Genomic DNA, 26,081 nt, shown 5'->3' with positions numbered 1-26,081 from the left:
TATCTACTAGTTAAAAAACCACTTTTTTTGTACAAAAAAGCCCTACTGAATAAATCAGTAGGGACGATATTTATCGCGGTACCACCCTAGTTGTAGACTTCTTTCGTCTACCTCTCTTCATTGTTAACGATCAATATGACCGTCTTTCCCTTCATAAAGACAATACTATCTTTACTACGAAAAAGATGCTCCAGGACTGTAATTCGCTCTTGTTTTTGTACTGGTTCGCACCAACCACCAGCTCTCTGTTACAGGGAAACAACAACTACTGCTTTTCCTTTCAACGCATGACTATTTTATTTTCAAGTTGGACCACTAAAATACAAAAAGTCCCTACTGAATAAATCAGTAGGGACGATATTTATCGCGGTACCACCCTAGTTGTAGACTAACTTTCCGTCTACCTCTCTTCACTGTTAACGATCAATTGACCGCTTTTTCTTCATAAAGACAATACTATCTTTACTATGAAAAAGATGCTCCAAGACTGTAATTCATGATTATCCCTGTACTGGTTCACACCAACCACCAGCTCTCTGTTACAGTAAGACTAACCACTACTGTGATCTCTTCATTGCACTTTGTTTATTCAAATGTTTTTGAAATTGAATAAGTATGATTCGTATTATAGAACGTTTTTCAAAACACTGTCAACAATTTTTTATTTATTTTTTAAAATTCCATTTCTGCCCTATGATTCCTCTTGTAAATTCTCCGTTACGATTCCGATGCGAATTATTTCATTTTCTATTAAATTTAATACATGTCTTTCTACTCCATACTTGGTTAATAGTTCTTTTATTTGTATGATCTCACTTTCAAGTAAATCGGCTTCTTGACACGTCTGAAGTAAAGTGAAAAACACATTTGCATACAATTCTTTATACGCTTTCATACTCTCTTTCTTTTCAAGTATCTCTATAAACAACTGTTTCATTTCTTCTTGATTACATTGTCCTTCCACACCTTGAAATTTACTCGAAATAATATTTAATCCTTTTTCTAAAACCTCATCCATGCATAAAACAATACGTAAAAGCATCATATATTCTCTCGTTGTTATTACGCCCATTTTCGGACGTTCTCTTAAAAATACACTAAGCCACGCTGTCCAAAATTTTTGTTGTTCCTTACCACTTAACGTTTTTACGTAGTAGCATACATACTGCATAAATTTAATTTTATTCTCTTCGTTTTCTTGCATCAAAAGTGGATATAACCAATCTGTTTTTTGCTCCCAATATAATACGCATTTAATAAATACAAAGCTAAGCCATTTTAAAAATGCTTCTCTCGTATATGGATGTAGTGCATCTAAATGTTCTACCGCATACTTAATATATCTCCTTATTTCTGTAAACAAAGGTACATTAATTTGCGTATAACATAATCCCGCCCACGCATATTTCGTAAGCTCACTTTCTTTCTTTAAATCTAAGTAAGGTAATACATTTTTTCGACACCATTGCTTCTCAATATGGTATAAAAACGTAATATCTGCTGTTAAACGAGCAAACATGAAGTTCGTTCTTTCCGAAGTAACCCTTACCTGCTCCTCAAATAAAAATAAATATTCATACACGTTGCGATCGTATAAATGATCATATGCTAACAGTTTTAGTAATACAGCAGTCATCTTCCCAACAGGATGCTGAATAGATTCATTGTAAAACTCTTGTTTTCCAATCTTGAAATCCGATTCCCCTCTCATAACTTGTGGAAGTACAGAAAAAGCAAAGCGTTTTACAATCCGTATACTATTTTCATCTAACTCTTCTAATCGATTACTAATTTCATATAGAAAACTACTAATTAACCAATGAAAAGCAGTATTTCTAACAAACTTCTGCAATAACGGTATAATCTTTTGAATTTGTTCATTCGTCAAATTTCTGTTATTTCGCCACTCTCTAATACAAACAAACCATACTTCATTACTAATTTCGTGCACGCCTACTAGTTGGTAAGCAAACGAAATACTCCACTCTACATTCAATTTACACGCTTTTGATAACATCTCTAAAAAATGGCGTTGCTCAAAAACACCGTCTCTTGAAAATTGCCGAACTTGCTCCATTATTTCATCGTCTTTCAGCTGCAGTAATCCATCAGCTGTTACATTGCATGTAATACGTTGTTCATTTGCCTCTTTCTTCGGAACACTGTATAGATCTGAAGAAAAATGAGGGTGTTTCTGTTTCATTAGCTCGTATCCTTCCGCCGTACACTTATTATTCGAATCACACGTGAATAGTAAGTCTAATACAAGACAAGCATCAAACGCCCTCTCTTCTGCAAGATACTCTAATACATGTTGAATTACTTCTTCTTTAGTTTCCTCTAAAGCATCTGCGTAATAATTCTTTAAAAGTTGAAACACTTCATGTTTACATGTGAAATCTAACAGAACATCTGCATGTAACAACCACTTCAGTTTGTCATCCGCTGTAACGAATACATTATTAATCATTGCTTCAATCGCAATTCGCTTTTGAAGTACACTATCAGTTTCTATCATTTCTGTAATATAATAATTTGCTTTTTTCTCATTGTTTTCACATAAATATGTAAGACACTCTTTTACAATTTGAATTAAAAATGTAAAATCATTTTGCTGTAACTCCTGCTCTGAAATTTCTCTATCTCTTTTTTTCAGTGCATGTTGTCTTAATGACAATAGTTGTATTTTTTCTAACCCCGTAACCATAATCGGATTTGCGTAGTAAGTAATATGTGGTCTCATTTTCTCTTTCCAAATTCGCTCCACATGAGAAAAAACAGGCATCGGTATACGACTCGATTCCTCGAGTTCAATCGACTCTTGCGTATCATTTCCCCATCTTCTTACACGCTTCAGTTTAAGTTTCCCGTCTAAAATAAATGTTAATAGCAACAAGCCAATTTCTTTATGCTCAGGGAAAGAACATTTTTGCAATAAATATGTGATCATTTCAATAGAGCTACTATCTTTCTCTGCTGTTTCTAATAAAAGCAATGTCCATCTTGCAAACAACAAAGGGTCCATCGCTTCTTTCGTTTCGTTTAAGTAAGTACAAATTGTTCGCCACAATAACGGGGATATTTTAGAATGATTTTTAAAAATCAATTGAAATAATTCTTTTTGATGACTAAATAAAAATTGCTCCACTAACCATTCCGCAAGCAATTCATCTACTTCATCATAATTTGCTGTAAGCAGAAATAAATTTCTTAGTTTCCCTTCTGCTTCAAGCCATTCCACCCATTCATAATCACGAGCAAATTCAACGAAGTACCGAACGGTTTCAATTTTTTTTATTGACTGTTTTATATAGGATAATTGCTCCTGCTCTACTGATGGAGGTACGGTTACAATATCACGAATACGCATTCTTTTCGTAATATAATTATCCCCCATTAATTCCGCCCACCGCTTCACCGCTTTCACAAGTGCCTGATGATTATTTGCCTTATTCGGATACACAATCGGTCTTATCCCTAAATGCTCCCAATGATATGTATTATCACCTTGTGCGACGAAAGCATAACGCCTTGTACTCGGTGGTAAGCCTGTTGCTAAATATTTCATTACAGGATCATTATGACTATACCCAACGAATAAAACAGTGTAATTTGAAAATAAATCAACTAAAAATCGTCTCGCCCACCCTTCTGTTAAGTAAGCCCTTCCAAAATCACCATCCGTTAAAATTAAAGCTTCTTTCTCTTGTTCTATATTCCCATGTATGTAAGCCAGCCCTTTAAACGCTCTCCCTGTCGGTAAAGCAGGTGCATAATAAATATTCAGCTCTCTATTCATTTCTGTAATTACAGACGTAAAATGTTGATCAAAGTTTGTCGTTACAATTCGAACATCCGTATCTAACGGAAACAGCCTTGGAATCGCATAGTGTAATGGATTTGGTTTTGATTTTTCTATATTAACGAGGTCTCTTGCAACTTGATGCACATCTTTCGTTTTCGCAATTTTACCGAGATAATAATCGTGGGGTTCTGTCATCTCACGATTTTCGACATATAAAGCTTTCGAAATTTCATCAACTAAATCATCGAAATTCGGTAAGTTTGATTTTCCCTTCATAGAAACTCCTGCTCCAACGAATAATACTAACTTCCCTTGTTCAAGGTGATCGATTAACTCATCTGGAATTTCTACTTCTGAAGTTATCCACATCCCGGATTCCCCCTTACCTAAAAATGTCATACGCTCTCATTTCACTATAACATTTTTTGATTGTTTTTTTAATATTTAGATAAAATTTCAGCGTGATAAAGTTTTATATAAATTAAACCGTTCCAATGTATGAACTCCTGAATTTATTGTAAAACTATGTATAAATGGGAGGTGTAAATATTGAGTGATATTACTGTAATACTTATCAAATTTATATCATGCATCATCGCTTTTAGTATCGGACTAGCTCTATTTTTCCCAGCAACGCTCGTCCAAATCATTTCTTTTAGTCTCTTCGTCACAATCGTTTCTTATATGTTTGTTGATAAAATTATTTTAAATCGAATTGGCAATTCCGCTGCCATTATGACGGATTTCTTACTTACGTATTTAAGCGTTTGGATTTTCGGTAATATTTTATTAGACAACTACATGCAAATTGCATGGGGCAGTATCCTTTCTGCCATCGTCTTTACATTATCAGAAGTAATCGTCCATCGCTTTTCTAATTCCCACACAAGGCACACCAATGATAACATTCGAATTAATCGCCGGTTTGCATATGGTACGGAGTTTGCTGAAGAACAGAATGTGTTTGATAAAGATAAGAAAAAGTAACACGATAATTACTGGTGCAAAAAAGGAGCTGTCTCATCAGTCGAATTTTTGACGATGTGGCGCTCCTTTTTGTTTTTTGTAATATCAATACGGTGAATGAAATTATATTAACGATTTTTGAAATATATCTATCGTAACTCTAATTTTATCAACGATTCGACAAGGAACATCAATTTATCGACAATGTTTGACGGCCTATCCTCAAATAAAAAAGCTGCCCCCCATTAAGAGACAGCAACTTCAATACTTATGCTTCTACTTTTAGATCTTTCAATGCAACAACATCTGCAAATGATCCAAATACAACATTATGATGTTTTACAATATCTTCCGCACGCAATACATCTGTATCAAACGTACTATGCGCATCACTCACTAATGTTACTTTATATCCTTCACTAAACGCTCTGCGCGTTGTCGTATCAACACAGTACTCTGTTTGCATACCTGAAATAATAACATACTCAATCCCTTTTTCTTGTAACACTTCGTTTAAGTTCGTCTTATGGAATGAATCTGGCGTCGTCTTTTCAACGATATTGTCCCCTTCTTGCGGAGCAATCGCCGCATGCACTTTCCAGCCAGCTGTACCTTTTTCTAACGGATGATCTTTTGGCCCGTTATGTTGTACATAAATAACCGGAATATCATTTGTACGACATTCTCCAATAAGCTCTTGTAATGTTTCTAAAAACTTTTCCCCATTATGTACTGGCATTCCTGCTGTATACATACCCGCTTGCACATCAATAACTAGTAATGCTTTTTTCATTTCACACAGCTCCCTTTATTTTTATAAGCCCCTGCATTTTTATTATAATTGTTTATATTCTACCATCCAACAATCTTCTAATTTCCCCTCATGCAGTTCATGTTTCTTTAATATCTTCACCTTTTTAAATCCGCATTTTTCATAACAGCTTATCGCACGTTCATTATTTACTCTAGGATCCATCGCTATCGCTTCTGCTCCTAAACTCTCTATACTGTATGTAATGGCTGCTTGAACGAGATTTGTTCCAATTCCTTTTCCCCAATACGCTGGTTCACCGATAAATTGGTCCATTCCCCATACATTTTTCATTTCTCCATATCCATATAACGCTTTCCATTCAGCATCAACAGGATACATTTGTATGTAACCAATCGGTATTTCATCAAATTCTACTAGGCATCTTTTCTCATTACTGTTTGGATTATGTATAAAATGATCAAGTACCTTTTCTACAGATTGCGGATTATCTCGTCCTTCGTAATACTGTAAAACTTCTGGGTCTGTTAACCATTTTGAAATGATAGGTGCATCGTCTTTTGTTACGTATCTAACTAATAATTGTCCATTTTGGAATAACATAGGTCCCCTCCTTATTAGTTACTCTTATAATAATTTTTCTATATGCAGATAGTAATTTTTTAAAACAGGTTTACTTGCATAATCCCACAATAAGAAATTATTCTGTTCAACTTATACTGAGTATCATAAACTATTATTTAACTAACTAAAAGAATGTTTCCCATAATGAAGTTCTTTTGTAACAGGACCTAAAAAACTAATACAATTTGGAGATGAGACTTTGAAATCAACATTAATCATCCTTCGGGGAAACTCCGCAAGTGGCAAAACAACAATCGCAAAAGAACTGCAAGAGCATTTTGGCCAAGGGACACTTCTAGTCTCTCAAGATGTTGTGCGTAGAGATATGTTAAAAGTTCACGACACAATGGGCAATCTATCTCATGATTTACTATTTGAAATTACGAAGTACGGAAAAGGAAAATGTGAATTTGTTATTTTAGAAGGAATACTAAACAGTCGTAGGTACGGTGAAATGTTAAGAGAATTAATACATTATTTCGAAGGAAACGCTTATACATATTATTTTGACTTATCACTTGAAGAAACGATTAGACGGCATAATACTAGAGAAAAACGACTTGAATTTGGAAAAGATTTATTGAGTAAATGGTATAACCCACACGATACAATTGAGGTTAATAGAGAGACTGTTTTTACAGATGATTTCACGCAAAGAGATATATTTCATGCGATTATTACTGATGTTACGATACAAAAATAAGACTGACTCTTTTTGTCAGTCTTATTTTATTATGTTCCTTGTATTTCAGTTTTCATAACGGAACAATCTTTACATACATAATAATATATATTCATTTCCCCAAACTGGAAATCAACTACTGAAATAAGTTCCCGTTCCTCAAGATTTTGTGTAATTGCAGCAACATATTTCATCTCTTTCGAACAAGTTGGACATCCTAAATCTTCTGGAACATCATCGTATAGGGGCGCTCCTAACAATCTACATACATATTCCGAACCGAATAAGTCAAAAGCTTCCCAGTAACTATCTTCATCAGTAGGTATATCTTCATTTTTCATATTCGTTAGCTTTACATTAGTTTTTGGAAGATTGACCGGTAGCTTATACTCAGCTTCCATAATCCACTCTTCCGTATTGTCTTGTTTTATTATTTGTACCGTTTTGCCCCCATTACTTAATTGAAAATATTGCGGCTCCCACACCATCGCACAATTCAAGCAAGAGATGAATGGTAATACAATCAATTCATCATTTTTAAGTTCAGCAAGTTTCTCATCTTTCAAATCAAAACAAAAAATTTGATGCATTTTCTCACCGCATAACTTACACAATGGTAATTCACAATCTTGACCACCGAAATAATGATTATATGAATCTTTCCCTTCCATTACTCTATACCCTATTCCATCCCAATGTTCGCCATATAATTCCATTGTCATATTCTATCCTCTTCTCGCTTATAAAGGTAATCCTCGATACTAATCTTTTAATAACTTTCGGTACATAAAACATTTTTTATTGTTGCTAATCATCATTTTTCTCATTCTTATCACCGTTATCTTTTTGGTATGAATACGATAATAACAATTTACAAGAAGACTGAGTTCTGTATCCATTCTGACACTATAGGGATTTGGAACGTTATAAACCCTAGTATAAGACTAAATAAAACAATTACTATTTTATGAATATTTTTCTCCTATTTATCTAATTGTATTTTAATAGTGATAGAAGAACAATATGGTTGTCAGAAATACAAATAAGGATTATATAATTCAATAGGGTTACTTTTACTGCTCACGGTACTCAGCAGCAAAAGTAAGGTTTTATTCTTTTACATATCCTTCAAATTTTTTCAATGAATCACATTAAGGTAAAAAATAAAAGCCAGTCTCAATAAAGAGAGCTGACTTCTATTTGGATAACCATTATTATAAAACTTTTACTTTAACAGTTTGTCTTCCCCAGTTCATAGCTTTACTTTTTGAACCCATTAAAACATCAATACGATTTCCTTTAATAGCACTACCAGTATCACCAGCGATTGCTTCTCCATAACCTTCTACCCATACTTTAGATCCTAATGGGATTACCTTCGGATCTACTGCGATAATTCTCATATTAGGATTTGCCGTTAAATCATGACCCATCGCAGTTAAAACGCGTCCACCATATGTACCATTTTCACTTGGATCAGCAGTATATGCTGTCGCTACTACCGTTAATTCACGTTTAGCAGACTGTGTGTTATTTTTAGATACTTCTTGTGTCTTTGTTGCTTCTTTTGCTTTCGCTTCTTCTTTCGCTTTTTCTATTTCTCGTGCTTGCGCTTCTTTCTTAGCCTTTGCTATTTTCTGCGCTTTTGCTTCTTCTTTTGCTTTTTCTATTTCTCGTGCTTTTGCTTCTTCCTTAGCCTTTGCTATTTCTTGTGCTTTTGTTTCTTCCTTAGCCTTTGCTATTTCTTGTGCTTTTATTTCTTCCTTTTCTTTTTCCTTAGCTTTTGCTATTTCTTGTGCTCTTGCTTCTTCCTTTTCTTTTTCCATTTCTCGTACTTTTGCTTCTTCCTTAGCCCTTGCTATTTCTTGCGCTTTCGCTTCTTCTTTTACTTTTTCTATTTCTTGTACTTTTGCTTCTTCCTTGGTCTTTGCTATTTCTTCTGCTTTCATTTCTTCCTTAACTTTTACTCTCTCTGTTACTTTCGCTTCTTCTTTAGGCTTTACTATTTCTTCTGCTTTCGTTTCTTCCTTAACTTTTACTCTCTCTGTTACTTTTGCTTCTTCCTTGGTCTTTGCTATTTCTTCTGCTTTCATTTCTTCCTTAACTTTTACTCTCTCTGTTACTTTCGCTTCTTCTTTAGGCTTTACTATTTCTTCTGCTTTCGTTTCTTCCTTAACTTTTACTCTCTCTGTTACTTTCGCTTCTTCTTTAGGCTTTGCTATTTCTTTTACCTTCACTTCTTTCTGCTCTTTTGTTGTTTCTTTCGCTTTTGCTATTTCTTGTACTTTTGCTTCTTTCTGCGTTTTTACTTCTTCCTTTGCTTTAACTGCTTTTTGTACTTTCGCTACTCGCTTCGTTTTCTCTTCAGCTTTCTTTTCAATTGGTGCTGTACTTGATAGGAAAGAAACATTTGCATAGGCTGTTTTTCCTTTATACTCAAATTGCAGCCATCCATCTTTTACTTGATGTGTTGATTCAATTACATCATCTTGTTTCAGTCTGCCAAGAATTTCTGATTCTGTGTTTGCTTCAGTACGTACATTTAATAGGTTTGCTGTTACATGATAAATATCTTTTGTATACTCCGAACTTACAAACAATTCTTTACCATTTAAATCAATTTTTGACCATCCTTCTTCAGTATGTATGACCTTTAACTTTTGTCCTTCTTTTACTTTTTCGACAACTTTTGATTCCGTAGTTGGCTTTTCACGTACGTTGAGTACATCCGCTGTTACGATAGTTTCTGCGATAGCAGATGTGGTAAAAGCCCCCAATCCAAGAACTGTTGCTGTTGCTGCGCCAATTATTTTTTTCATAATAGCCTCCATTGCGTTTTTTGAGTTCTATCAAATGCTTCCATAAAATCAGGTGATTTCACGGAATATCAAAACATTTGCAACCATATATCGATATTGCTTAATATGATGTTATTAGAACCCTTTACTTCAATAGTATCAAATTCTCATTTATAATTCTATAAATTATAAATCTCCTTACCTTGTATAAACGTTTCCTATCCTTCTTCTTTATACTAAATAGTCGTCGCAATTCCTGCCAGAAATAAACTTACGATTGCTAAAAAAGGAATACCCACTATCGCTCCGCTTAAATGAAACTTATAATCTTTATAGCCCTTCATCCCTTCCGTACTAGGAATAACAACAAATCTCGGAGTAATCCAGCAAAATATAAGCCAATCGATTATTAATAAATCTACTAAATTGAAAATCATTAAAATACTAAAACTATGTAAATAGGCCTCAATATACAATAGTTTTTCATGTTGATGTAGTATATATGTTGAAACGAAAGGAGTACCGAAGAGAATCACATTGTATGCAATACTAAAGTAAATCGTTTGCTTTTTTTCATGAATCGATTTCGGAAAAACTACCTTTTGAATATCTTTCGGATAATCATTTAACGAAAGACGAGGATTATAATATAAAGACCCCAAAATCATTACGGATAGTACAATAGACATGATGACACCAACGTACATCATTTGCTCTAATTGACTCATAAGCCTCATTCCCCCTTTTCTGTAATTCCTATGTAAGTCATTCACTTAATTACATAATTGTATGTACGTAAACAAGCAAAAATTAACAATTACCTTTTTTCACCAAATCAAATTTCTTGCAATGTACATGCAACTTTTATACAGTGGAAGCCTAATTAGTACAGATAGGATTGGTGAAACCTATGAAAATTGAACATATTGCAATTTGGGTAAATGATTTAGATTTAATGCGTGATTTTTATATGAAATACTTTAACGGCAAAGCAAACTCCTTATATCATAATGAAGCAAAACAATTTGAATCTTATTTTATTACGTTCGAATCTGGGGCAAGGCTTGAACTTATGCGTAAAAAAGGTATAGAAAATGAGCCTAACCTTAATATTACTGGTTATGCACATATGGCATTCTCCGTTGGAAGTGAAGAACGTGTGAATGAACTAACAAAAAGGTTAAAAGACTCAGGTTATCCTTTATTAAATGGACCACGTTTCACTGGAGATGGCTATTACGAAAGTGTAATAGGTGATCCAGAAGGCAATCAAATAGAAATCACTATTTAACGATCGTTTATCTTTTCTGAAGAACAAATGAAAATTAGTTTGGAGGAATACTATGCATAAGCTATATTTTAATAAATTTGAAGCGACAGATTTTAATCTATACTTCCAGCTTGTATCGAAAAAAAAAGTCATGGCACAAATTACAGAGCGTGCTATTCCGTTAGAAGAAGCGCAAAACGACTATGAAAAATTGTTAAGGCGCAATGAAAAACATAAACTGTATGGATCTTATAAAGTTTATAACAGTGCAACAAATGAATTTATCGGACTTGGACATATAACAGTAAATGAGGATGATTTTAAAGAAGCTGAACTTGGTTATATGATATTGCCGGAGCACTGGGGAAAAAGATATGGTAGTTGTATTGCAAGAGAATTAATTGAAATAGCGAAGCAGACAGATGTAAACGTACTAAAGGCAATTATCGATCCAAACAATATCCCCTCTCGAAAAATTTTATTAAACGCTGGTTTTACATCAGATATAGTTTGCGAGATTGATGGATTACCTGGGGAGATATTGAGTAAATATATTTAACTATATAAAAAGCAATGCTACATTTGAACTAACAGTAGCATTGCTTTTATCTTTTATTATTATAAAAGTCCATTTTCACTTTAATACGAACTAAATCATTATTTCTTTATCTCGTCTACTACACTTTGAACTAAAGAGATAAGAGCTTTCTTTGTATCCTCATCTGTTATTTTTGCATCATCACTAAATTTAGTTCGCACAGATGGGATTAATAGTGAGCCATTTTGAACGCCAATTGTATCTAGCATACCTAGTGTAAGTAATAAAGATTCATGGGCTTTATCCCCTCCCGCAATTGATGGTGAAGCTGTTATAATAGCCACTGGCTTTTTATAAAGTTCCGCTGATGAAACAAGCCATTCTAAAGCATTCTTCAAAACTCCTGGAATACTTTTTGCGTACTCTGGTGTACAAATAATAAGTGCATGTGCTTCACTTAATGTCTTTCGAAATTCTTCAACAACAACCGGTGCTCCAACTCGATCTACATCCGGATTAAAATGAGGTAGTTCCTCTATCCCATTATAAATAGTGTAATCTATACCTTCTGGAATAAATGCTGCTAAAGTTTTTAATATGTTTGTGTTGGATGATCCTTCCCTAATACTTCCTGAAATCGCTATGATTTTTTTGTGTATACTCATATGATCCCCTCCTACAAACATCATACTTATGCAGCCATAGAAAAATCAAAAATATTGAACTATTTAACAAGCTGTACATTCATCAATTTTGTTTACATAATAATATTATGGTTTATTTTTAACCTTTTATAAAATAGGTAAGGAAACTCCATATTTGTTATCCTATTTGAGAACGGACAAATCATGTTTGTAAATGGTTTTCACGACTATTATGAATGTTGGCCAGCTGGGGTCCAATGTGAGGATTTGCTTGTAGTTGCTGCACCTGTTATCAAAGGTGAAAAATGGGTCGTGACGCAATGGATGAGAAGAAGAGCATTGTTGTAACAATTAAATTTGCCGACTTTATCATTTTAACCGAGAAGACCCCTCCTCTAAACCAAGTGGATAGTTCAATTCCAATCTACAATTGAAGTTTTTTTGTGAAATTCATTGAAAACATACAAACAGCCATCATTTCATGGAATGATGGCTGTTTCTGTTTACCATTATACATAATCTTAACTTGATGACTGCGTTATTTATAACAGCCAAGCAACCTCCCTACTATACAATAGAAAACATCATATACACTCCAACAACGAAGAAAACGGCTAATGTCTTAATTATCGTAATACCAAAAATCTCTTTATAAGCTTCCCGGTGCGTTAATCCTGTAACCGCAAGTAAGGTTATAACTGCCCCGTTATGAGGTAAAGTATCCATACCTCCTGCTGCCATTGCAATTACACGATGCAGCACATCTAACGGAATATCAAAGTTCGCTGCCGCTTCAATATATTTATCTGCCATTAAACCTAATGTAATACTCATTCCACCCGAACCTGATCCCGTCAGACCGCACAAAATATTCGTCATGACCGCTCCGCTAATTAAAGGGTTTGAAAATGTACCTGTCAAAGAATTTTGAATCATGACAAATCCGGGTAAAGCTGCTATAACGGCACCAAATCCATACTCGGCTGCAGTGTTCATGGCAGCTAAGATTGAACCACTTACGCCCACGCTTGTAATAGATTGAAACTGTTCTTTTACCGCTTGGAAGTTTAATAATATAGCAGCAAGTATTCCGATAAGAAGTGCCATTTCCACTGACCAAATACCTACGACTTGTCCCATATCAATCGTTCCGTACTCCTTCAAACCTATAGATGCAAAATCAAATCCCTTTGTATACCAAACCGGGATGAATTCTGTAAAGACTTTATTCATCACTCCGACCAGTACAAGCGGAAGAAAAGCTACCCAATAACTAGCTGGAATAACATCGCTGGAAACAATAGGCGCTTGCACCAATTGTGCGCTAGTTGTGGCAGCCAGTTCAGAAGTGGCACCGCTTTTTCCGAAGTACCCCTCTCCCTTAGCAGCAGCCTTCTTCCTACACCTTTCCAAATACAGCATGCCACATATAAAGATAAACAGTGCTCCGATAATCCCTAATGTAGGAGCTGCATAAATATCTGTTTTAAAGAACGTAGTTGGAATAACATTTTGGATTTGAGGTGATCCAGGAAGTGAATCCATCGAAAACGTGAATGCACTGAATGCAATTGTCGCTGGAATGAGACGTTTCGGAATATCCGCCTCGCGAAATAATTGCGCCGCAAACGGATAAATCGCAAATACTGCGACAAATAAACTGACACCACTGTATGTAAGAATCGCTCCCATTAACACGATGGAAAGAATAGCTCTTTTCACGCCTATAAAATGGATGATAATTTTCGCGATTTTTTCTGCTATTCCAGTGATTTCTACCACTTTACCGAATATCGCTCCAAGCAAAAATACAGGAAAATATAATTTTATGAATCCGACCATCTTCGCCATAAAAACATTAGAAAAGAATGGTAAAACATTCGCCGGTTCCGTTAAAAATACAGCCAACAAAGCACATAACGGAGCGAATAAAATGACTGAGAATCCTCGGTAAGCTACAAATATAAGCAAGCCAAGCGATAGCAATACAATCAATAAATCCATAACCGCATTCCCCCTCAATAAAATAGATTCTCTTAAATTTACTTTACACCCTTTTATATTTATATATATTATTGCAACACCTGCCAGAGGCAGGCATTACTTTTTGTTATTTTATTTATGATGAAAAAGCGGTACCCTCTTTTCTATAAAAGCCTCCACTCCCTCTCTTACATCACTCGTTTGAAATACATGGCCGAAATTCTCAGCTTCTATTTTTAGCCCGTCCTCAAGAGAAGAAGATAATCCCTTATTGATAGATTGCTTCATCAAAGATAAAGCAGGAAGGGAAAATTGAGCCATCTTCGCGGCTAGTTCCTTCGCCTTATTCAGCGCTTCGCCACGCGGAACAACATGATTCACCAAACCAACTCGCCAAGCTACCTCGGCAGTGAACGGTTCACCAGTGAACATCATTTCTTTCGCACTTGCAGTTCCTATTAATCGAGGCAAACGTTGCGTGCCTCCCGCACCTGGAAACAATCCTAACTTCACCTCTGGAAGTCCGATTTGGGCATGTTCTTCTATAATCCGTAAATCACATGATAAGGCTAATTCACACCCGCCCCCAAGCGCTAATCCGTTAATAGCAGCGATTACAGGCTTCGACAATCTTTCTATTTTATTTAATGGATTCTGAAGCCACAATGATTTTCCCTCTGCATATTCATTCCCTTTCCCAATCCAGTCCGGAAATGACTTGATGTCTCCTCCTGCAACGAAGGCCTTTTCTCCAGCGCCAGTTAGAAGTACAGCAATTACTTCATCATCCCGTTCGATTTCATCGACCACCGCCGTCAGTTGCTCAACCACAGCACCGCTCAATACATTCACAGGAGGATTATCAATGATGATTGTCGCGATTCCTTTTTCTTTGGACCATGTAACAACCCGCTTATTTTCCAATTCAATCCCTTCTTTCCAATATGTAATGAGATAAAAAGCAAACTGTTTTACTCCCCTTCAGCACATCAACTCGTTCTTTTAATTACATAGCCGACCTTTTCACTATCCCAAGCAGTACCGATTCCTTCCTCCTTCAGCTTGAACTTCTGAATCCGTTCCGTCGCGGTTTTTGGAAAAGTTTCACTGAACTGAACATATCGCGGCACCATGAAGTAAGCCATACGTTCTTGACACCAATCTATAATCTCTTCATGGGACATCGTTTCTCCTTTCTTTACAATCACATATAATTTGACATCCTCTTCTCCCACTTCCGATGGAACACCGATGGCCGCTGATTCAAGTACTTTCGGGTGATTATTCACTACCTTTTCGATTTCCCAAGAGGAGATATTTTCTCCACGCCTCCGGATACACTGTTTGATTCGATCGCAAAAATATAAGTAACCTTCCTCGTCTAGATAACCACGATCTCCTGTATGGAACCATCCCTCCTTCATCGACTCTTCTGTTTTATCCCGCATTTTATAGTAGCCTTCCATGAATGCTTGTCCCTGTAAGGAACGTATAAAAATCTCTCCAATTTCACCAGTCCGCGCTTCATTTCCATCCTCATTGACAATCTTCGTCTCTACGTAAGAATAAGGCTTTCCAATAGAAGGCGGCTTATTGGCATTCAATGGATTCGTTACACAAAAACCCGTCGTTTCCGTTAATCCGTAACCCTCTACAATCTGGACGCCAAACCTCTCCTCAAACGGCTTCCAAAATTCCTTAGGCGTAGCAGCACAAGCCGTCACCCTTACAAAATTTTCATTATCGTTTTCCTTTTCTGGTTGCTTGCAGAGAATAGGAATCATAGATCCTAAAGAATTAAAAATGGTTGCGCCATGACCACGAATTTCATCCCAAAATCTAGAAGCACTAAACCGCTTGCCAAGAGCAATCGTCGCATTGGAAGAAATAGCACCGAGTACTGTATGGGCCTGGGCGTTAATATGAAATAACGGCAACGCTGTATATAAGATATCTTTCGAACTTGCGCCAACCATATAGGCGGCAAATGACTGCGCAGAATTTACATAGGCTGAATGACTTAACATGACCCCTTTAGGTAATCCAGTCGTTCCAGAGGTATAAAGGATACTGTTAATAGAAGAGGAGGAAACAAATTCAGTTGGAAGGTGATGATTATTTGTATTCAGTACATCTTTCAATTCGATTACGAGCCGTTCTTTACCATCACTCGTAATGACTACGCTTTCATTATTTCTGTAAGCAACAATTTGAATGTCCCTTTGTATAAGAGACAAACAAGAAGCAATTTGAGGAACAAATTCCTTCTCAACGATAATTAGCTTACAATCAGAGTGAGATAAAATATACTGTAGGCCCTCTCCTTTTAAATGCACATTCAGAGGCACTGCAATTGCTCCCATAAAAGATAAAGCAAACCATACATCCAGATATTCAGGAGTGTTATGAAGCATAATACAAACCTTATCCCCTTTTTGAATACCGAGTTCACAAAATCCCGCTGCAGCTTTTGTAATTCGATGATAGAGCTCCTCATACGTAACTCTTTGTTCTTCAAATTGTAAATACACTTTACTTGGTGTTTTTTCAATACTTTGCATAATAAAATGCGGCAAACTGTGATTTTCCAGCATTGAATTCCATCCCTTCTTGCTATAATCTTTTTTATTTATATAGCAAGAAACATGCCAAAAATCGACTCATTCTCTATTCTCTTATTCCTTCAGGGATATACCCCGTTCTCCCTTACATGTCCACCTTCACATGTCGCATTTGCGCTACAAATGATTACGATCATGTCGCATCTATAAGAAAGTGTCGCAAAAAAGAGACAGTATGTATTACTACAAACCAAACAAAAAAAGGGCCTGTTTGCCCTTTTTTTCCCTTCATGATATTCCATATTTTTCTATTTTTCGATATAAGCTAGCCCGATGAATCCCTAAAAGCTTGGCTGCCTCTTTTATATTTCCAGCTGTCTTTTCCAAAGCCCTTGTAATCGCCCGTTTTTCAGCCGATTCCACTTCCCCCTGCAGTGAATAACTCATCTCATTCTTCTCTTGATCCACCGCAAATATTTCATGATATAACTCTTCTTCCAAATCTTTTTTCCGCAAATAGACAGGAAGATGATGCACTTGAATAATTATTCCTTCTATAACATTCATCGCTCGTTCTAACACATTCTCTAGCTCCCTAATATTCCCTGGCCAATCATGCTCCATGAATATATCCCTTACTCTCTCATCCAATGAAAGAACGCTACTACCCAGCTCTCCATTCAATTTCTGAATTAAAAATTCCATTATATGTATCATATCTTCCTTTCTCTCTCGTAACGGAGGAATATCGATCGCAAACACATTCAACCTATAATATAAATCCTCCCTAAATTCCCCTCTTTGCACCATTTCACGAAGATTTCGATGTGTCGCCGCAATGAAACGGACATCAATCTTTTGAATTTTCGTACCACCAATTCTTTCAATCTCTTTCTCTTGCAACACACGCAGCAACTTCACCTGCATGTCCAAAGACATATCACCGATCTCATCTAAAAACAACGTTCCCTTATGGGCCAACTCAATCTTCCCAGGCTTACCACCTTTTTTCGCTCCTGTAAAAGCCCCCTCTTCGTATCCAAATAATTCAGCCTCCAAAAGATCCCTCGGAATCGCTGCACAATTCAAACGAATAAATGAACCCCTAGCACGCGGACTTGCACGATGTACCGCATGCGCAAAGAGCTCCTTCCCTGTACCGCTCTCTCCTCTTATCAAAACGGTAGACCGACTTTTAGAAACCTTCAAGGCCATCGTTTTAACTTCTTTCATTTTCGCACTCTCTCCTATAATACTTTGAAAGGACAACCTACCTTCTTGCAACCGCTGTAATTCAGTTTGATAGTAAGATAACTTTGATTCCATTGCACTAATCTGATCCCCCAAAGCTTTAAACTGCTGTATATCATGAAACATAATTTTACCAATCGCACCAATAACCTCACCGTCCTTAACAATAGGTATGCGAGTTGCGATAATATTCCGATTATTTATACGCTGTATATGCCCAATTTCCACCTGTCCCGTCTTCACGATAATATGCATCCTCGTATTCTCAACAACCTCCGTACAATGCTTACCTATCGCTTCCTTTGGATCATCAATCCCTAAAAATTGTGCATAAGAACCACTTAAAAAATTGACAATCCCTTGTTCATTTACCCCTAGAATACACTCCGACAGTAAATTCAAGGCATTTTCATACCGACTGATGATACTTTCCAAGGACTTTATACTTTTTTCCTTGTTTTCCAAAATGGCAATTGATCCATCTTCTTTCCCGCTCTGATATACACGGGATTCATTCATAATCAATACTTGGTTGCCCACCTTACACTCGTACTTGTACAAACTATCATTTTGATTCACTACTAGCTTTTTACGATCAGGAATAATCGTTGATATATGCTTACCTATTATTTCATTTTCTTTTTTATGTAACATGCTGCAGAATGGTTGGTTGCTGAATGTGATGATTCCATCATGACTTATGACAGCAATTCCGTTATTCATTACCTGAAGAGCCTGGCTTGTTAACTGCAAATTCATTCTTTCATCCATATGCATTTGGAAGCCCCCCTATCAAATTGTGCTCTTTCTCGCATGTATTATATATTCATTTTAAACATTTACTTTCCTTCGGCTCTTCCGTTTGAAATAATAATTTCTTGAACCAGTAATATAGCTGATTAACCGGTAGGTTCTTTTTTGACACCTGTCAGGTTTTAATAATCCAATTTCTTTAAATCCTTAGATGTAAGAAGATGAATCTCATGGGCTATTTACAACTTGTAGGTGAGGAATATTTGACGCTTACCTTAGATACCTAATGAGTTTTATGAAAAGTTAAAAACAGTTGATGGAGTGTCTTCCATCAGCTATTTTTATTACGAATTTTGGTGATGAAACCCATAATTATTAGGTTTACTCTAGCATAAAGTCTTATCCCCCAATCCCCAACTAAACCATCTCCCATGCCCTTCCGTTTCCCCAACAGTTTCACAATATTCGTTTCCGTTAATATAATAATCAATATGAAGGTCCCGGTCCCACATGTTGTTATATAGGTGACATACATCACGATTTGCACCGATTTCTTGAATTCGTTTCTCAAGCGTACGTTTCACATCTTCTGGTATTTGATTCGCTACATGTGTATGGAAAATACAAATAACAGCATCTTCCCTTATTTGCTCTGCAATGGCCGGAAGAAGTACTACACCGTCTCCTTCTATTAATCTTACTGATTTTTCTTTTACAAGTGTTGCTGCTTGATCGAATAGTTCAAGTCTTTCTTTATGTTCTGCCCAAATAAGCGCGCGTAACCATAAATAACCTTCTTCATCATTTAAATCGTTCACATGCAAATCTAATCCGATTCTTTCTACGACAGGTGGACTTTGTTTTAAAAAAGATGGCTTCTTTTTCCCTTTTATTACTGATTGTAAATAAACATTAGACTGTGTGTTTCCAAATACTTCTTCCGTTCCATATGAATAACGATATTGATCCCAAAATAGTTGTAATCCCGCACTTGTACCAATTTCTATTAATGCCAATGGTTTGTTCACTTTATTAAATATGTAACAGAAACTTGGATATAAATAGGCACATCGTCTTACTTCATTCGTTTGAACAAGTTTCGTTTGTAATAAAGAGATAATTTCTTCTCGATATACATGACAAAAATTTTTAAATTGCTGAAAGGCATTCTCAAAATTTGTATCAGCATTTTCAACTAAACTATGATAATACCTTTTTAAAGTATGTTCTTTTCCTTTTAACAATAAATAGTGTACTGCACCTAATAATAAGTTTGGGACTGGTTGACCAGGTTGTGCGTAGGAAGCTAACGTAAGAACTTCCTCATCTTCAGAAATTTTTATTGATAAGTATTCGTATAAAGGACTCGATCCTTTACATTCATTTACAGAAAAATCCCGAAATAAGTTTGCGACTTGTTCTTTTGTAAGCATCGGTATCCCTCCCATTTTATTTCCAGAATAATCTTATCATTTATTCGTTATTTACTCTATTTTTTCAAATTAGATGTTACAAAAATAGAATTTTACTAGTTTTCAAAGATAAAACATAAAAATAGAAGTTTTTTTGGGATAACATCAAAATGGAATTCTTCTCCTAATTCCGCTTTACTACTATGCTTTTTACCCTTATGACAGAAGAATTCTATGAAATAAAACGTTAAATAGTTTAAAATTATCAGATAACACTAGATATTTTAGTCTATTAATTATTATAATAGACTATGAGATGGTTATACAATTGAGACAAAAAAGGTAAGTACCTAGGTGGGGCCTAGGCGGTGTTTTCTTTTTACGGCTTAGATATAAAAACACCTACTCTTTTTTGCCAATATAGGGGATGGAGAGATTATCATGAGCAACATGCAGCAAAAAACAGACGTTATCTTAATTGGCGCTGGAATTATGAGCGCAACGTTAGGATCATTACTTAAAGAATTGGCACCTGAATGGGAAATTAAAGTATTTGAAAAACTCGCTAATGCCGGAGAAGAAAGTTCTAACGAATGGAATAATGCTGGTACAGGACATTCTGCGCTATGTGAGCTTAACTATACATCCGAAAAATCTGACGGGTCTATAGATATTGGTAAAGCTGTAAAAGTAAATGAGCAATTTCAACTTTCAAGACAATTTTGGGCGTATCTTGTAAAGAGAAACTTAATTCGTAATCCACAAGATTTTATTATGCCACTACCTCATATGAGTTTGGTGCAAGGAGAAAAAAATGTGGAGTTTCTAAAAAATCGTTTTGAAGCGCTTTCAAAAAACGCTCTATTCCAAGGAATGGAATTTTCTGATGCTCCTGATACATTAAAAAAATGGCTTCCACTCATTATGGAAGGCCGTACCTCTAATGAACCGGTGGCTGCAACGAAAATTGATTCTGGAACAGATGTTAACTTTGGTGCGTTAACACGCATGTTGTTTGATTACTTAAAAACTAAAAATGTCGAACTAAACTACAAACACAGTGTTGAAAATATTAAACGTGCGAAGAACGGTTTGTGGGAAGTGAAAGTACACGATATGAATAGTGGTAAAATCGAACACCATACTGCAAAGTTCGTCTTTATCGGCGGCGGTGGTGGTAGTCTACCTCTACTTCAGAAGACTGGTATTCCTGAATCAAAACATATTGGAGGATTCCCAGTAAGTGGACTATTTATGGTATGTAAAAACCAAAAAGTTGTAGAGCAGCATCACGCAAAAGTATACGGAAAAGCTAAAGTTGGCGCTCCGCCAATGTCTGTACCTCACCTTGATACAAGATATATAGACAACAAAAAAGCTTTACTGTTTGGACCATTTGCAGGATTCTCACCTAAATTCTTAAAAACTGGCTCAAACCTTGATTTAATTGGATCTGTAAAACCGAATAACGTCTTAACGATGTTAGCAGCCGGTGTAAAAGAAATGGGATTAACAAAATACTTAATCCAACAAGTTATGTTATCACACGAAAAGCGTATGGAAGAATTACGTGAGTTTATTCCGAACGCTAAAAGTGAAGATTGGGATACTGTCGTTGCTGGACAACGTGTGCAAGTAATTAAAGATACTGATGCAGGTGGTAAAGGCACACTTCAATTTGGTACAGAAGTTGTTAGTGCAAATGACGGATCAATCGCTGCGTTACTTGGCGCTTCTCCAGGAGCTTCTACTGCGGTTCACGTTATGCTTGAAGTATTAGAAAAATGCTTCCCAGAACGTATACTAGCATGGGAGCCAAAAATAAAAGAAATGATCCCTTCATATGGTATATCACTTACGGAAAATCCAAGACTGTTCCAAGAACTTCACGCTTCAACAGGACGCACACTTGGGTTAAATGAAAAAGAAGCTGTTCACAATTAATGAATAGATTAAAAGAACGACATAATAAAAACGTCCGATATATTCGGACGTTTTTATTATGTCTGACGAAGAAATATAGTGACTAAAATTATATCTGCGATTCGACAAGAAATGATAAATCCCCGTTAACTCTCAACTAGAAATTATACTTATCGATATTATCCTTCGTAAATACAACTCGTTCAGGAAGTACGATAATACCGTTTCCTTCTGCCTCATAATCATACCCTTGAATTGAGTTTGGCTCGACTTGTTTTGTAGCATTCTATATTTCTTTTTTCATATCTAGAACACTTTTTTCACCGGACTATTTATCCCTTCAACTGGAATAAACAAAATAACGAACACATATGTTTAAGCAGTGGTCAATTGTTGAAAGGGATGAAGAGCATGTCACAGCTGAACTTTGAAGACAATTTGTTAACAAAAGTAGCTTGGTACTATTATAAAGATCAATTAACCCAGCAAGAAATTGCTTCACTTCTTCACATTTCACGCAATAAAGTCGTTCGGTTGTTAGATAAAGCACGGACGGAAGGTGTCGTCACCTTTCACGTAAAAGGTACTGGTTTGCACTGTTTAAGTATTGAACGTGACCTTATGAAAAAGTTCCATCTAAAAGATGCTTTCGTTATTCCAACGCCAACAGAAGATTATGCATCTTCACTCGGAAAAGCTGCCGCACAATATTTAGAAACTCACCTGCAACAAGGCAATTTACTCGGCATTGGCTGGGGAGAGACGATCAGTAACATGTTAGAAAACATCCACTTTGAAAGTTCTATGAATCTTTCAATCGTTACTCTTACAGGCGGTGTTAACCACTATATTCCGAGGAAACAAAACTATTTGAACTACATGCAAGGAGATCTTCACATTATCCCTACCCCTTTTCTAGCATCCACAACCGAAATGGCACAAAGTATTCTATCAGAACCGAGCGTGAAAGATATGCTTCACGTCGCTTCACTTGCTCATACAGCAGTAGTCGGCATTGGAGGTTTATCTCAAGATGCCACAATTGTAAAAGAAGAAAAATTAACGCTACATGAAATGACATATATACGTAGTCAGAACGGAGCCGGAGATATTTTAGGTCAATTTTATAATACTGATGGAAAACAATTAGAGCTTCCCCATCATAACCGTCTCATCGGCACACCACTCTCTGTTCTTCAAAATATGAAACATGTAGTTGGTGTAGCTTGCGGCATGGAAAAGTTAGATGCAATTTACGGCGCCTTAAAAGGAAAATTCATTCATACATTAATTACCGATGAAGAAACTGCTCTCTCCTTATTAAGAAAGGAAGGTGACTCTTAATGTCTACTCTATTAGCTTACGATGCTGGTACAGGAAGTATTCGAGCAGTCCTTTTTGATTTACAAGGAAATCAGCTTGCAGTCAGTCAAAAAGAATGGATTCATAAATCCGATAGTCGTTATCCTGGTTCTATGAATTTTGATGTAAAAGAAAATTGGCAGCTCGTCCAAGAATGTACAAAGGATGTGCTGCAAAAAAGTAATACGTCCCCCTCTTATATTAAAGGCATAAGTGCAACGAGCATGCGCGAAGGCTTTGTTTTATACGATAAAAACGGGCAAGAAATATGGGCTTGTGCAAATGTTGATGGCCGCGCATCAGCGGAAGTTAGTGAACTAAAACAAATACGTTCCGAAATTGAAGAAGATTTATATAGAAAATCCGGTCAAACTTTTTCGTTAGGTGCTTTACCTCGCTTACTTTGGATTAAAAAACATGAACCAGACGTGTACAAAAACATTCATTCCTTTACGATGTTAAACGATTGGATTTTATATAAATTGTGCGGTGTACTGCAAATTGATTCTTCAAATGGATGTACGTCCGGTATATTCGATTTACAAAATAGAGCTTGGGATAACTCCATTGCTGAGCAATGCGGTCTTACTCTAGCCTTTTCTCCAAAAGTAAATGAAGCTGGTACAACTATTGGGAATGTCACAAAACGAAGTGCTGAATTAACAGGATTACATGAAGGAACTCCTGTCGTTGCTGGCGGCGGGGATGCACAAATGGCATCACTCGGAACTGGAGTTGTTAAGCAAAATCAAACATTAATATGCGGGGGTAGCTTTTGGCAGCAAGAAGTTAACATTACTGAACCAATAACGGATCCGCATGCTGCGATTCGCGTAAATTGCCATGTCGTTCCTAACCTTTGGCAATATGAAACGATCGCCTTTTTCCCAGGCCTCGTTATGCGCTGGTTTCGAGATGCTTTTTGCCAAGAAGAAAAGAAACTCGCTGAAAAACTCGGTGTAGATGCATATGAATTGTTAGAAGAACAAGCGAAAGACGTACCTGTCGGCTCACATGGCATTATCCCTACTTTCTCAAACGTCATGAACTATATCTCTTGGCGTCATGCCGCACCTTCTTTTTTAAATTTAAGCTTAGATGCTGACAAATGTGGGAAGAAAGAAATGTTCCGCGCTATTGAAGAAAATGCCGCCTTCGTTACACTTGGAAACTTAAAACGAATTGAAAATCTCACAGGTACATTCCCTTCTGAAGTTGTTTTTGCTGGCGGTGGTGCTAAAGGAAAACTATGGCCTCAAATTCTATCAGACGTACTCGGCATTCCTGTAAAAGTACCCGTTGTGAAAGAAGCAGCTGCTTTAGGAACTGCAATTGCTGCTGGTGTTGGCACTGGAATATATTCATCTATGGAAGAGACTGCCAAACAGTTTGTACAGTGGGAAAACACATTCGAGCCAGTCACTGAAAATCATGAACTCTATAAGGAATTCTATGAAACATGGAAAACCGTATATGACAGTCAGCTCGCTTTAGCCGATAAAGGGCTCACCTCACATATGTGGATTGCGCCAGGTGCGCTGTAACACATTACATAAAGGAGTGATTTCTATGCTTAAAGTGAATGAAGATGATTTCACCTATCGCTTCGGTGATAACGGGCCTAAATATTTAATACAAGGTCCAAATATCGATCTTGGCCTAGTCGTTATTCAGCCTGGGCAAGAGTTTCAAAATCACTATCATACAACGTGCGAAGAAGTCTTCTATGCGTTAGAAGGCGAAATAGATTTCTATGTAAATAACGAAAGAATTCCAATAAAACAAGGAGATGTCTTGCAAGTTCGCCCTCATGAATCTCACTATCTTATTAACCATTCCGATAAGCCTTTTAAAGCTGTTTTTATAAAATCACCAAATTTACCAAATAAAGATACAGTACAAACTGAAAATCCAACATTAACAAAGGAGTGATTCCTAATGACTTGGGGATTTAAAAATCGATTAAACACAATTTTACCTGACGGCAGAGCGGTTATGTTAGCAATTGATCACGGCTACTTTTTAGGACCGATTCACGGACTAGAACAACCGTTAGAAACAGTTAAAAACTTGCTTCCATATACAGACTCCCTCTTTTTAACACGAGGTGTACTCAGCTCGTGCATTCCTGAAGACTGCAGCACGCCGATGGTTATGCGTGTATCAGGCGGAGCAACTGTAGTCGGTAAAGATTTAGCGAATGAAACAATTGTTACACCTGTGAAAGAAGCCGTAAAACAAAATGCAATTGGCGTCGGCGTTTCTGTTTTCGTTGGATCAGACTATGAAACACAAACCGTTTCAAATCTCGCAAACGTAGTCTCTGAAGCTCACGATTATGGCCTGCCAGTACTCGGTATTACCGCCGTTGCGAAAGAGCTACAAAAACGTGAAGCTCGCTTTCTAGCACTCGCCTCCCGCGTATGTGTTGAAATGGGAGCTGACATTATTAAAACTTACTACTGCGAAGGATTCGAAAAAATCACAAGCACATGCCCTGCTCCAGTAGTAATCGCAGGCGGCCCAAAACTAGATTCAATCGAAGACGCATTAAACATTACGTACAATGCGCTGCAAGAAGGCGCAATCGGAGTAGACATGGGTCGAAACATATGGCAATCCGAACATCCAACTGCGATGATTCAAGCGATTCATGGCATTGTAAAAAATAGATTGAATGTGAAAGAGGCGCTGGAACTATATGATGATGTGAAAAATTAATGGGAAAATGACAGAC

21 protein-coding genes, 1 pseudogene and 2 other annotated features are annotated in these 26,081 nt (G+C 36.5%); of the genes and pseudogenes, 9 read left to right on the top strand and 13 right to left on the bottom strand.

Annotated features, from left to right (window positions below; all coding sequences use genetic code 11):
- Window positions 1–56: 56 nt before the first annotated feature.
- Window positions 57–293 (bottom strand) — a binding site (T-box leader).
- A 54-nt stretch (window positions 294–347) separates the two neighbouring features.
- Window positions 348–584, bottom strand: a binding site (T-box leader).
- Between the two features lie 107 nt (window positions 585–691).
- Window positions 692–4,204 carry a DUF4020 domain-containing protein gene (locus ACE38F_RS13910; protein WP_375368859.1) on the bottom strand — a complete coding sequence of 1,171 codons (3,513 nt, stop codon included), beginning with the start codon at window positions 4,202–4,204 and terminating at the stop codon, window positions 692–694.
- Window positions 4,205–4,354: 150 nt separating this feature from the next.
- On the opposite strand from ACE38F_RS13910, the gene ACE38F_RS13905 reads away from it, so the two are divergent.
- Window positions 4,355–4,792 carry a YndM family protein gene (locus ACE38F_RS13905; protein WP_375368858.1) on the top strand — a complete coding sequence of 146 codons (438 nt, stop codon included), beginning with the start codon at window positions 4,355–4,357 and terminating at the stop codon, window positions 4,790–4,792.
- A gap of 247 nt (window positions 4,793–5,039) precedes the next feature.
- Here the strand turns inward: ACE38F_RS13905 and ACE38F_RS13900 are convergent, their stop codons facing one another.
- Window positions 5,040–5,564 (bottom strand): cysteine hydrolase family protein, encoded by a 525-nt coding sequence (locus tag ACE38F_RS13900; RefSeq protein WP_375368857.1) that lies wholly within the window; start codon window positions 5,562–5,564, stop codon window positions 5,040–5,042.
- Between the two features lie 42 nt (window positions 5,565–5,606).
- Window positions 5,607–6,146, bottom strand: coding sequence for a GNAT family N-acetyltransferase (locus ACE38F_RS13895; protein WP_375368856.1), 540 nt, complete (start codon window positions 6,144–6,146; stop codon window positions 5,607–5,609).
- Between the two features lie 220 nt (window positions 6,147–6,366).
- Here ACE38F_RS13895 and ACE38F_RS13890 point away from each other — a divergent pair, with 220 nt between their 5' ends.
- On the top strand, window positions 6,367–6,870 hold the full coding sequence (locus ACE38F_RS13890) for a kinase (RefSeq protein WP_003189952.1): 504 nt from the start codon (window positions 6,367–6,369) through the stop codon (window positions 6,868–6,870).
- Between the two features lie 29 nt (window positions 6,871–6,899).
- Here the strand turns inward: ACE38F_RS13890 and ACE38F_RS13885 are convergent, their stop codons facing one another.
- From ACE38F_RS13885 to ACE38F_RS13875, 3 genes are all read right to left on the bottom strand, one after another.
- Complete coding sequence (locus tag ACE38F_RS13885; RefSeq protein ID WP_375368855.1) at window positions 6,900–7,571, bottom strand: hypothetical protein; 672 nt, start codon at window positions 7,569–7,571, stop codon at window positions 6,900–6,902.
- A gap of 492 nt (window positions 7,572–8,063) precedes the next feature.
- A complete protein-coding gene (gene entB, locus ACE38F_RS13880) occupies window positions 8,064–9,668 on the bottom strand; it encodes a cell wall-binding protein EntB (protein ID WP_375368854.1) in 1,605 nt (534 codons plus the stop codon).
- A gap of 215 nt (window positions 9,669–9,883) precedes the next feature.
- Window positions 9,884–10,375, bottom strand: coding sequence for a nitroreductase (locus ACE38F_RS13875; RefSeq protein ID WP_215553420.1), 492 nt, complete (start codon window positions 10,373–10,375; stop codon window positions 9,884–9,886).
- Window positions 10,376–10,557: 182 nt separating this feature from the next.
- On the opposite strand from ACE38F_RS13875, the gene ACE38F_RS13870 reads away from it, so the two are divergent.
- Together ACE38F_RS13870 and ACE38F_RS13865 are read left to right on the top strand one after the other, a co-directional pair.
- A complete protein-coding gene (locus ACE38F_RS13870; protein ID WP_215553421.1) occupies window positions 10,558–10,938 on the top strand; it encodes a VOC family protein in 381 nt (126 codons plus the stop codon).
- A 52-nt stretch (window positions 10,939–10,990) separates the two neighbouring features.
- Entirely contained in the window at window positions 10,991–11,476 is a 486-nt protein-coding gene (locus ACE38F_RS13865) for a GNAT family N-acetyltransferase (RefSeq protein WP_375368853.1), read from the top strand.
- Window positions 11,477–11,574: 98 nt separating this feature from the next.
- On the opposite strand, the gene ACE38F_RS13860 is transcribed toward ACE38F_RS13865, so the two are convergent.
- From ACE38F_RS13860 to ACE38F_RS13835, 6 genes are all read right to left on the bottom strand, one after another.
- Window positions 11,575–12,120, bottom strand: a complete 546-nt coding sequence (locus tag ACE38F_RS13860) for an NADPH-dependent FMN reductase (RefSeq protein WP_341306475.1) — start codon at window positions 12,118–12,120, stop codon at window positions 11,575–11,577.
- 546 nt (window positions 12,121–12,666) lie between these two features.
- Entirely contained in the window at window positions 12,667–14,103 is a 1,437-nt protein-coding gene (locus ACE38F_RS13855) for a GntP family permease (RefSeq protein ID WP_341306474.1), read from the bottom strand.
- A gap of 111 nt (window positions 14,104–14,214) precedes the next feature.
- A complete protein-coding gene (locus tag ACE38F_RS13850; RefSeq protein ID WP_341306473.1) occupies window positions 14,215–15,006 on the bottom strand; it encodes an enoyl-CoA hydratase in 792 nt (263 codons plus the stop codon).
- 65 nt (window positions 15,007–15,071) lie between these two features.
- Window positions 15,072–16,676, bottom strand: a complete 1,605-nt coding sequence (locus tag ACE38F_RS13845) for an ATP-dependent acyl-CoA ligase (RefSeq protein ID WP_341306472.1) — start codon at window positions 16,674–16,676, stop codon at window positions 15,072–15,074.
- Window positions 16,677–16,931: 255 nt separating this feature from the next.
- Entirely contained in the window at window positions 16,932–18,671 is a 1,740-nt protein-coding gene (locus tag ACE38F_RS13840; protein ID WP_375368852.1) for a sigma 54-interacting transcriptional regulator, read from the bottom strand.
- Between the two features lie 362 nt (window positions 18,672–19,033).
- Entirely contained in the window at window positions 19,034–20,080 is a 1,047-nt protein-coding gene (locus ACE38F_RS13835) for a DUF2332 domain-containing protein (RefSeq protein ID WP_375368851.1), read from the bottom strand.
- Window positions 20,081–20,500: 420 nt separating this feature from the next.
- Here ACE38F_RS13835 and ACE38F_RS13830 point away from each other — a divergent pair, with 420 nt between their 5' ends.
- Window positions 20,501–22,003: a malate:quinone oxidoreductase gene (locus tag ACE38F_RS13830; protein WP_375368850.1), complete on the top strand. Its 1,503-nt coding sequence runs from the start codon at window positions 20,501–20,503 to the stop codon at window positions 22,001–22,003.
- A gap of 136 nt (window positions 22,004–22,139) precedes the next feature.
- Here ACE38F_RS13830 and ACE38F_RS13825 read toward each other — a convergent pair.
- Window positions 22,140–22,256 (bottom strand): annotated as a pseudogene (locus ACE38F_RS13825) (autoinducer 2 ABC transporter substrate-binding protein LsrB); the annotation flags it as partial.
- 137 nt (window positions 22,257–22,393) lie between these two features.
- Here ACE38F_RS13825 and ACE38F_RS13820 point away from each other — a divergent pair.
- From ACE38F_RS13820 to lsrF, 4 genes are read left to right on the top strand one after another with little or no spacing between them, the layout of a single operon-like run.
- A complete protein-coding gene (locus tag ACE38F_RS13820; RefSeq protein ID WP_375368849.1) occupies window positions 22,394–23,326 on the top strand; it encodes a sugar-binding transcriptional regulator in 933 nt (310 codons plus the stop codon).
- Entirely contained in the window at window positions 23,326–24,888 is a 1,563-nt protein-coding gene (gene lsrK, locus ACE38F_RS13815; protein ID WP_375368848.1) for an autoinducer-2 kinase, read from the top strand. The genes ACE38F_RS13820 and lsrK overlap by 1 nt, the downstream gene beginning before the upstream one ends.
- A 25-nt stretch (window positions 24,889–24,913) precedes the next feature.
- A complete protein-coding gene (locus ACE38F_RS13810; RefSeq protein WP_375368847.1) occupies window positions 24,914–25,276 on the top strand; it encodes a cupin domain-containing protein in 363 nt (120 codons plus the stop codon).
- Between the two features lie 6 nt (window positions 25,277–25,282).
- Window positions 25,283–26,065, top strand: coding sequence for a 3-hydroxy-5-phosphonooxypentane-2,4-dione thiolase (lsrF, locus tag ACE38F_RS13805; protein ID WP_375368846.1), 783 nt, complete (start codon window positions 25,283–25,285; stop codon window positions 26,063–26,065).
- The last annotated feature ends 16 nt before the right edge of the window (window positions 26,066–26,081 follow it).

This window comes from Bacillus altaicus, from assembly GCF_042136375.2.
Classification (GTDB): domain Bacteria; phylum Bacillota; class Bacilli; order Bacillales; family Bacillaceae_G; genus Bacillus_A; species Bacillus_A cereus_U.
Note: the sequence above shows the minus strand (reverse complement) of the source record. Positions and strands in the feature narration are given on the sequence as shown.

Coding starts and splice junctions, on each gene's coding strand:
- ACE38F_RS13910 (WP_375368859.1), bottom strand. CDS start 4,204: ATGACATTTTTAGGTAAGGGGGAATCCGGGATGTGGATAACTTCAGAA.
- ACE38F_RS13900 (WP_375368857.1), bottom strand. CDS start 5,564: ATGAAAAAAGCATTACTAGTTATTGATGTGCAAGCGGGTATGTATACA.
- ACE38F_RS13895 (WP_375368856.1), bottom strand. CDS start 6,146: ATGTTATTCCAAAATGGACAATTATTAGTTAGATACGTAACAAAAGAC.
- ACE38F_RS13885 (WP_375368855.1), bottom strand. CDS start 7,571: ATGACAATGGAATTATATGGCGAACATTGGGATGGAATAGGGTATAGA.
- entB (WP_375368854.1), bottom strand. CDS start 9,668: ATGAAAAAAATAATTGGCGCAGCAACAGCAACAGTTCTTGGATTGGGG.
- ACE38F_RS13875 (WP_215553420.1), bottom strand. CDS start 10,375: ATGAGTCAATTAGAGCAAATGATGTACGTTGGTGTCATCATGTCTATT.
- ACE38F_RS13870 (WP_215553421.1), top strand. CDS start 10,558: ATGAAAATTGAACATATTGCAATTTGGGTAAATGATTTAGATTTAATG.
- ACE38F_RS13865 (WP_375368853.1), top strand. CDS start 10,991: ATGCATAAGCTATATTTTAATAAATTTGAAGCGACAGATTTTAATCTA.
- ACE38F_RS13860 (WP_341306475.1), bottom strand. CDS start 12,120: ATGAGTATACACAAAAAAATCATAGCGATTTCAGGAAGTATTAGGGAA.
- ACE38F_RS13855 (WP_341306474.1), bottom strand. CDS start 14,103: ATGGATTTATTGATTGTATTGCTATCGCTTGGCTTGCTTATATTTGTA.
- ACE38F_RS13845 (WP_341306472.1), bottom strand. CDS start 16,676: ATGCTGGAAAATCACAGTTTGCCGCATTTTATTATGCAAAGTATTGAA.
- ACE38F_RS13840 (WP_375368852.1), bottom strand. CDS start 18,671: ATGCATATGGATGAAAGAATGAATTTGCAGTTAACAAGCCAGGCTCTT.
- ACE38F_RS13835 (WP_375368851.1), bottom strand. CDS start 20,080: ATGCTTACAAAAGAACAAGTCGCAAACTTATTTCGGGATTTTTCTGTA.
- ACE38F_RS13830 (WP_375368850.1), top strand. CDS start 20,501: ATGAGCAACATGCAGCAAAAAACAGACGTTATCTTAATTGGCGCTGGA.
- ACE38F_RS13820 (WP_375368849.1), top strand. CDS start 22,394: ATGTCACAGCTGAACTTTGAAGACAATTTGTTAACAAAAGTAGCTTGG.
- lsrK (WP_375368848.1), top strand. CDS start 23,326: ATGTCTACTCTATTAGCTTACGATGCTGGTACAGGAAGTATTCGAGCA.
- ACE38F_RS13810 (WP_375368847.1), top strand. CDS start 24,914: ATGCTTAAAGTGAATGAAGATGATTTCACCTATCGCTTCGGTGATAAC.
- lsrF (WP_375368846.1), top strand. CDS start 25,283: ATGACTTGGGGATTTAAAAATCGATTAAACACAATTTTACCTGACGGC.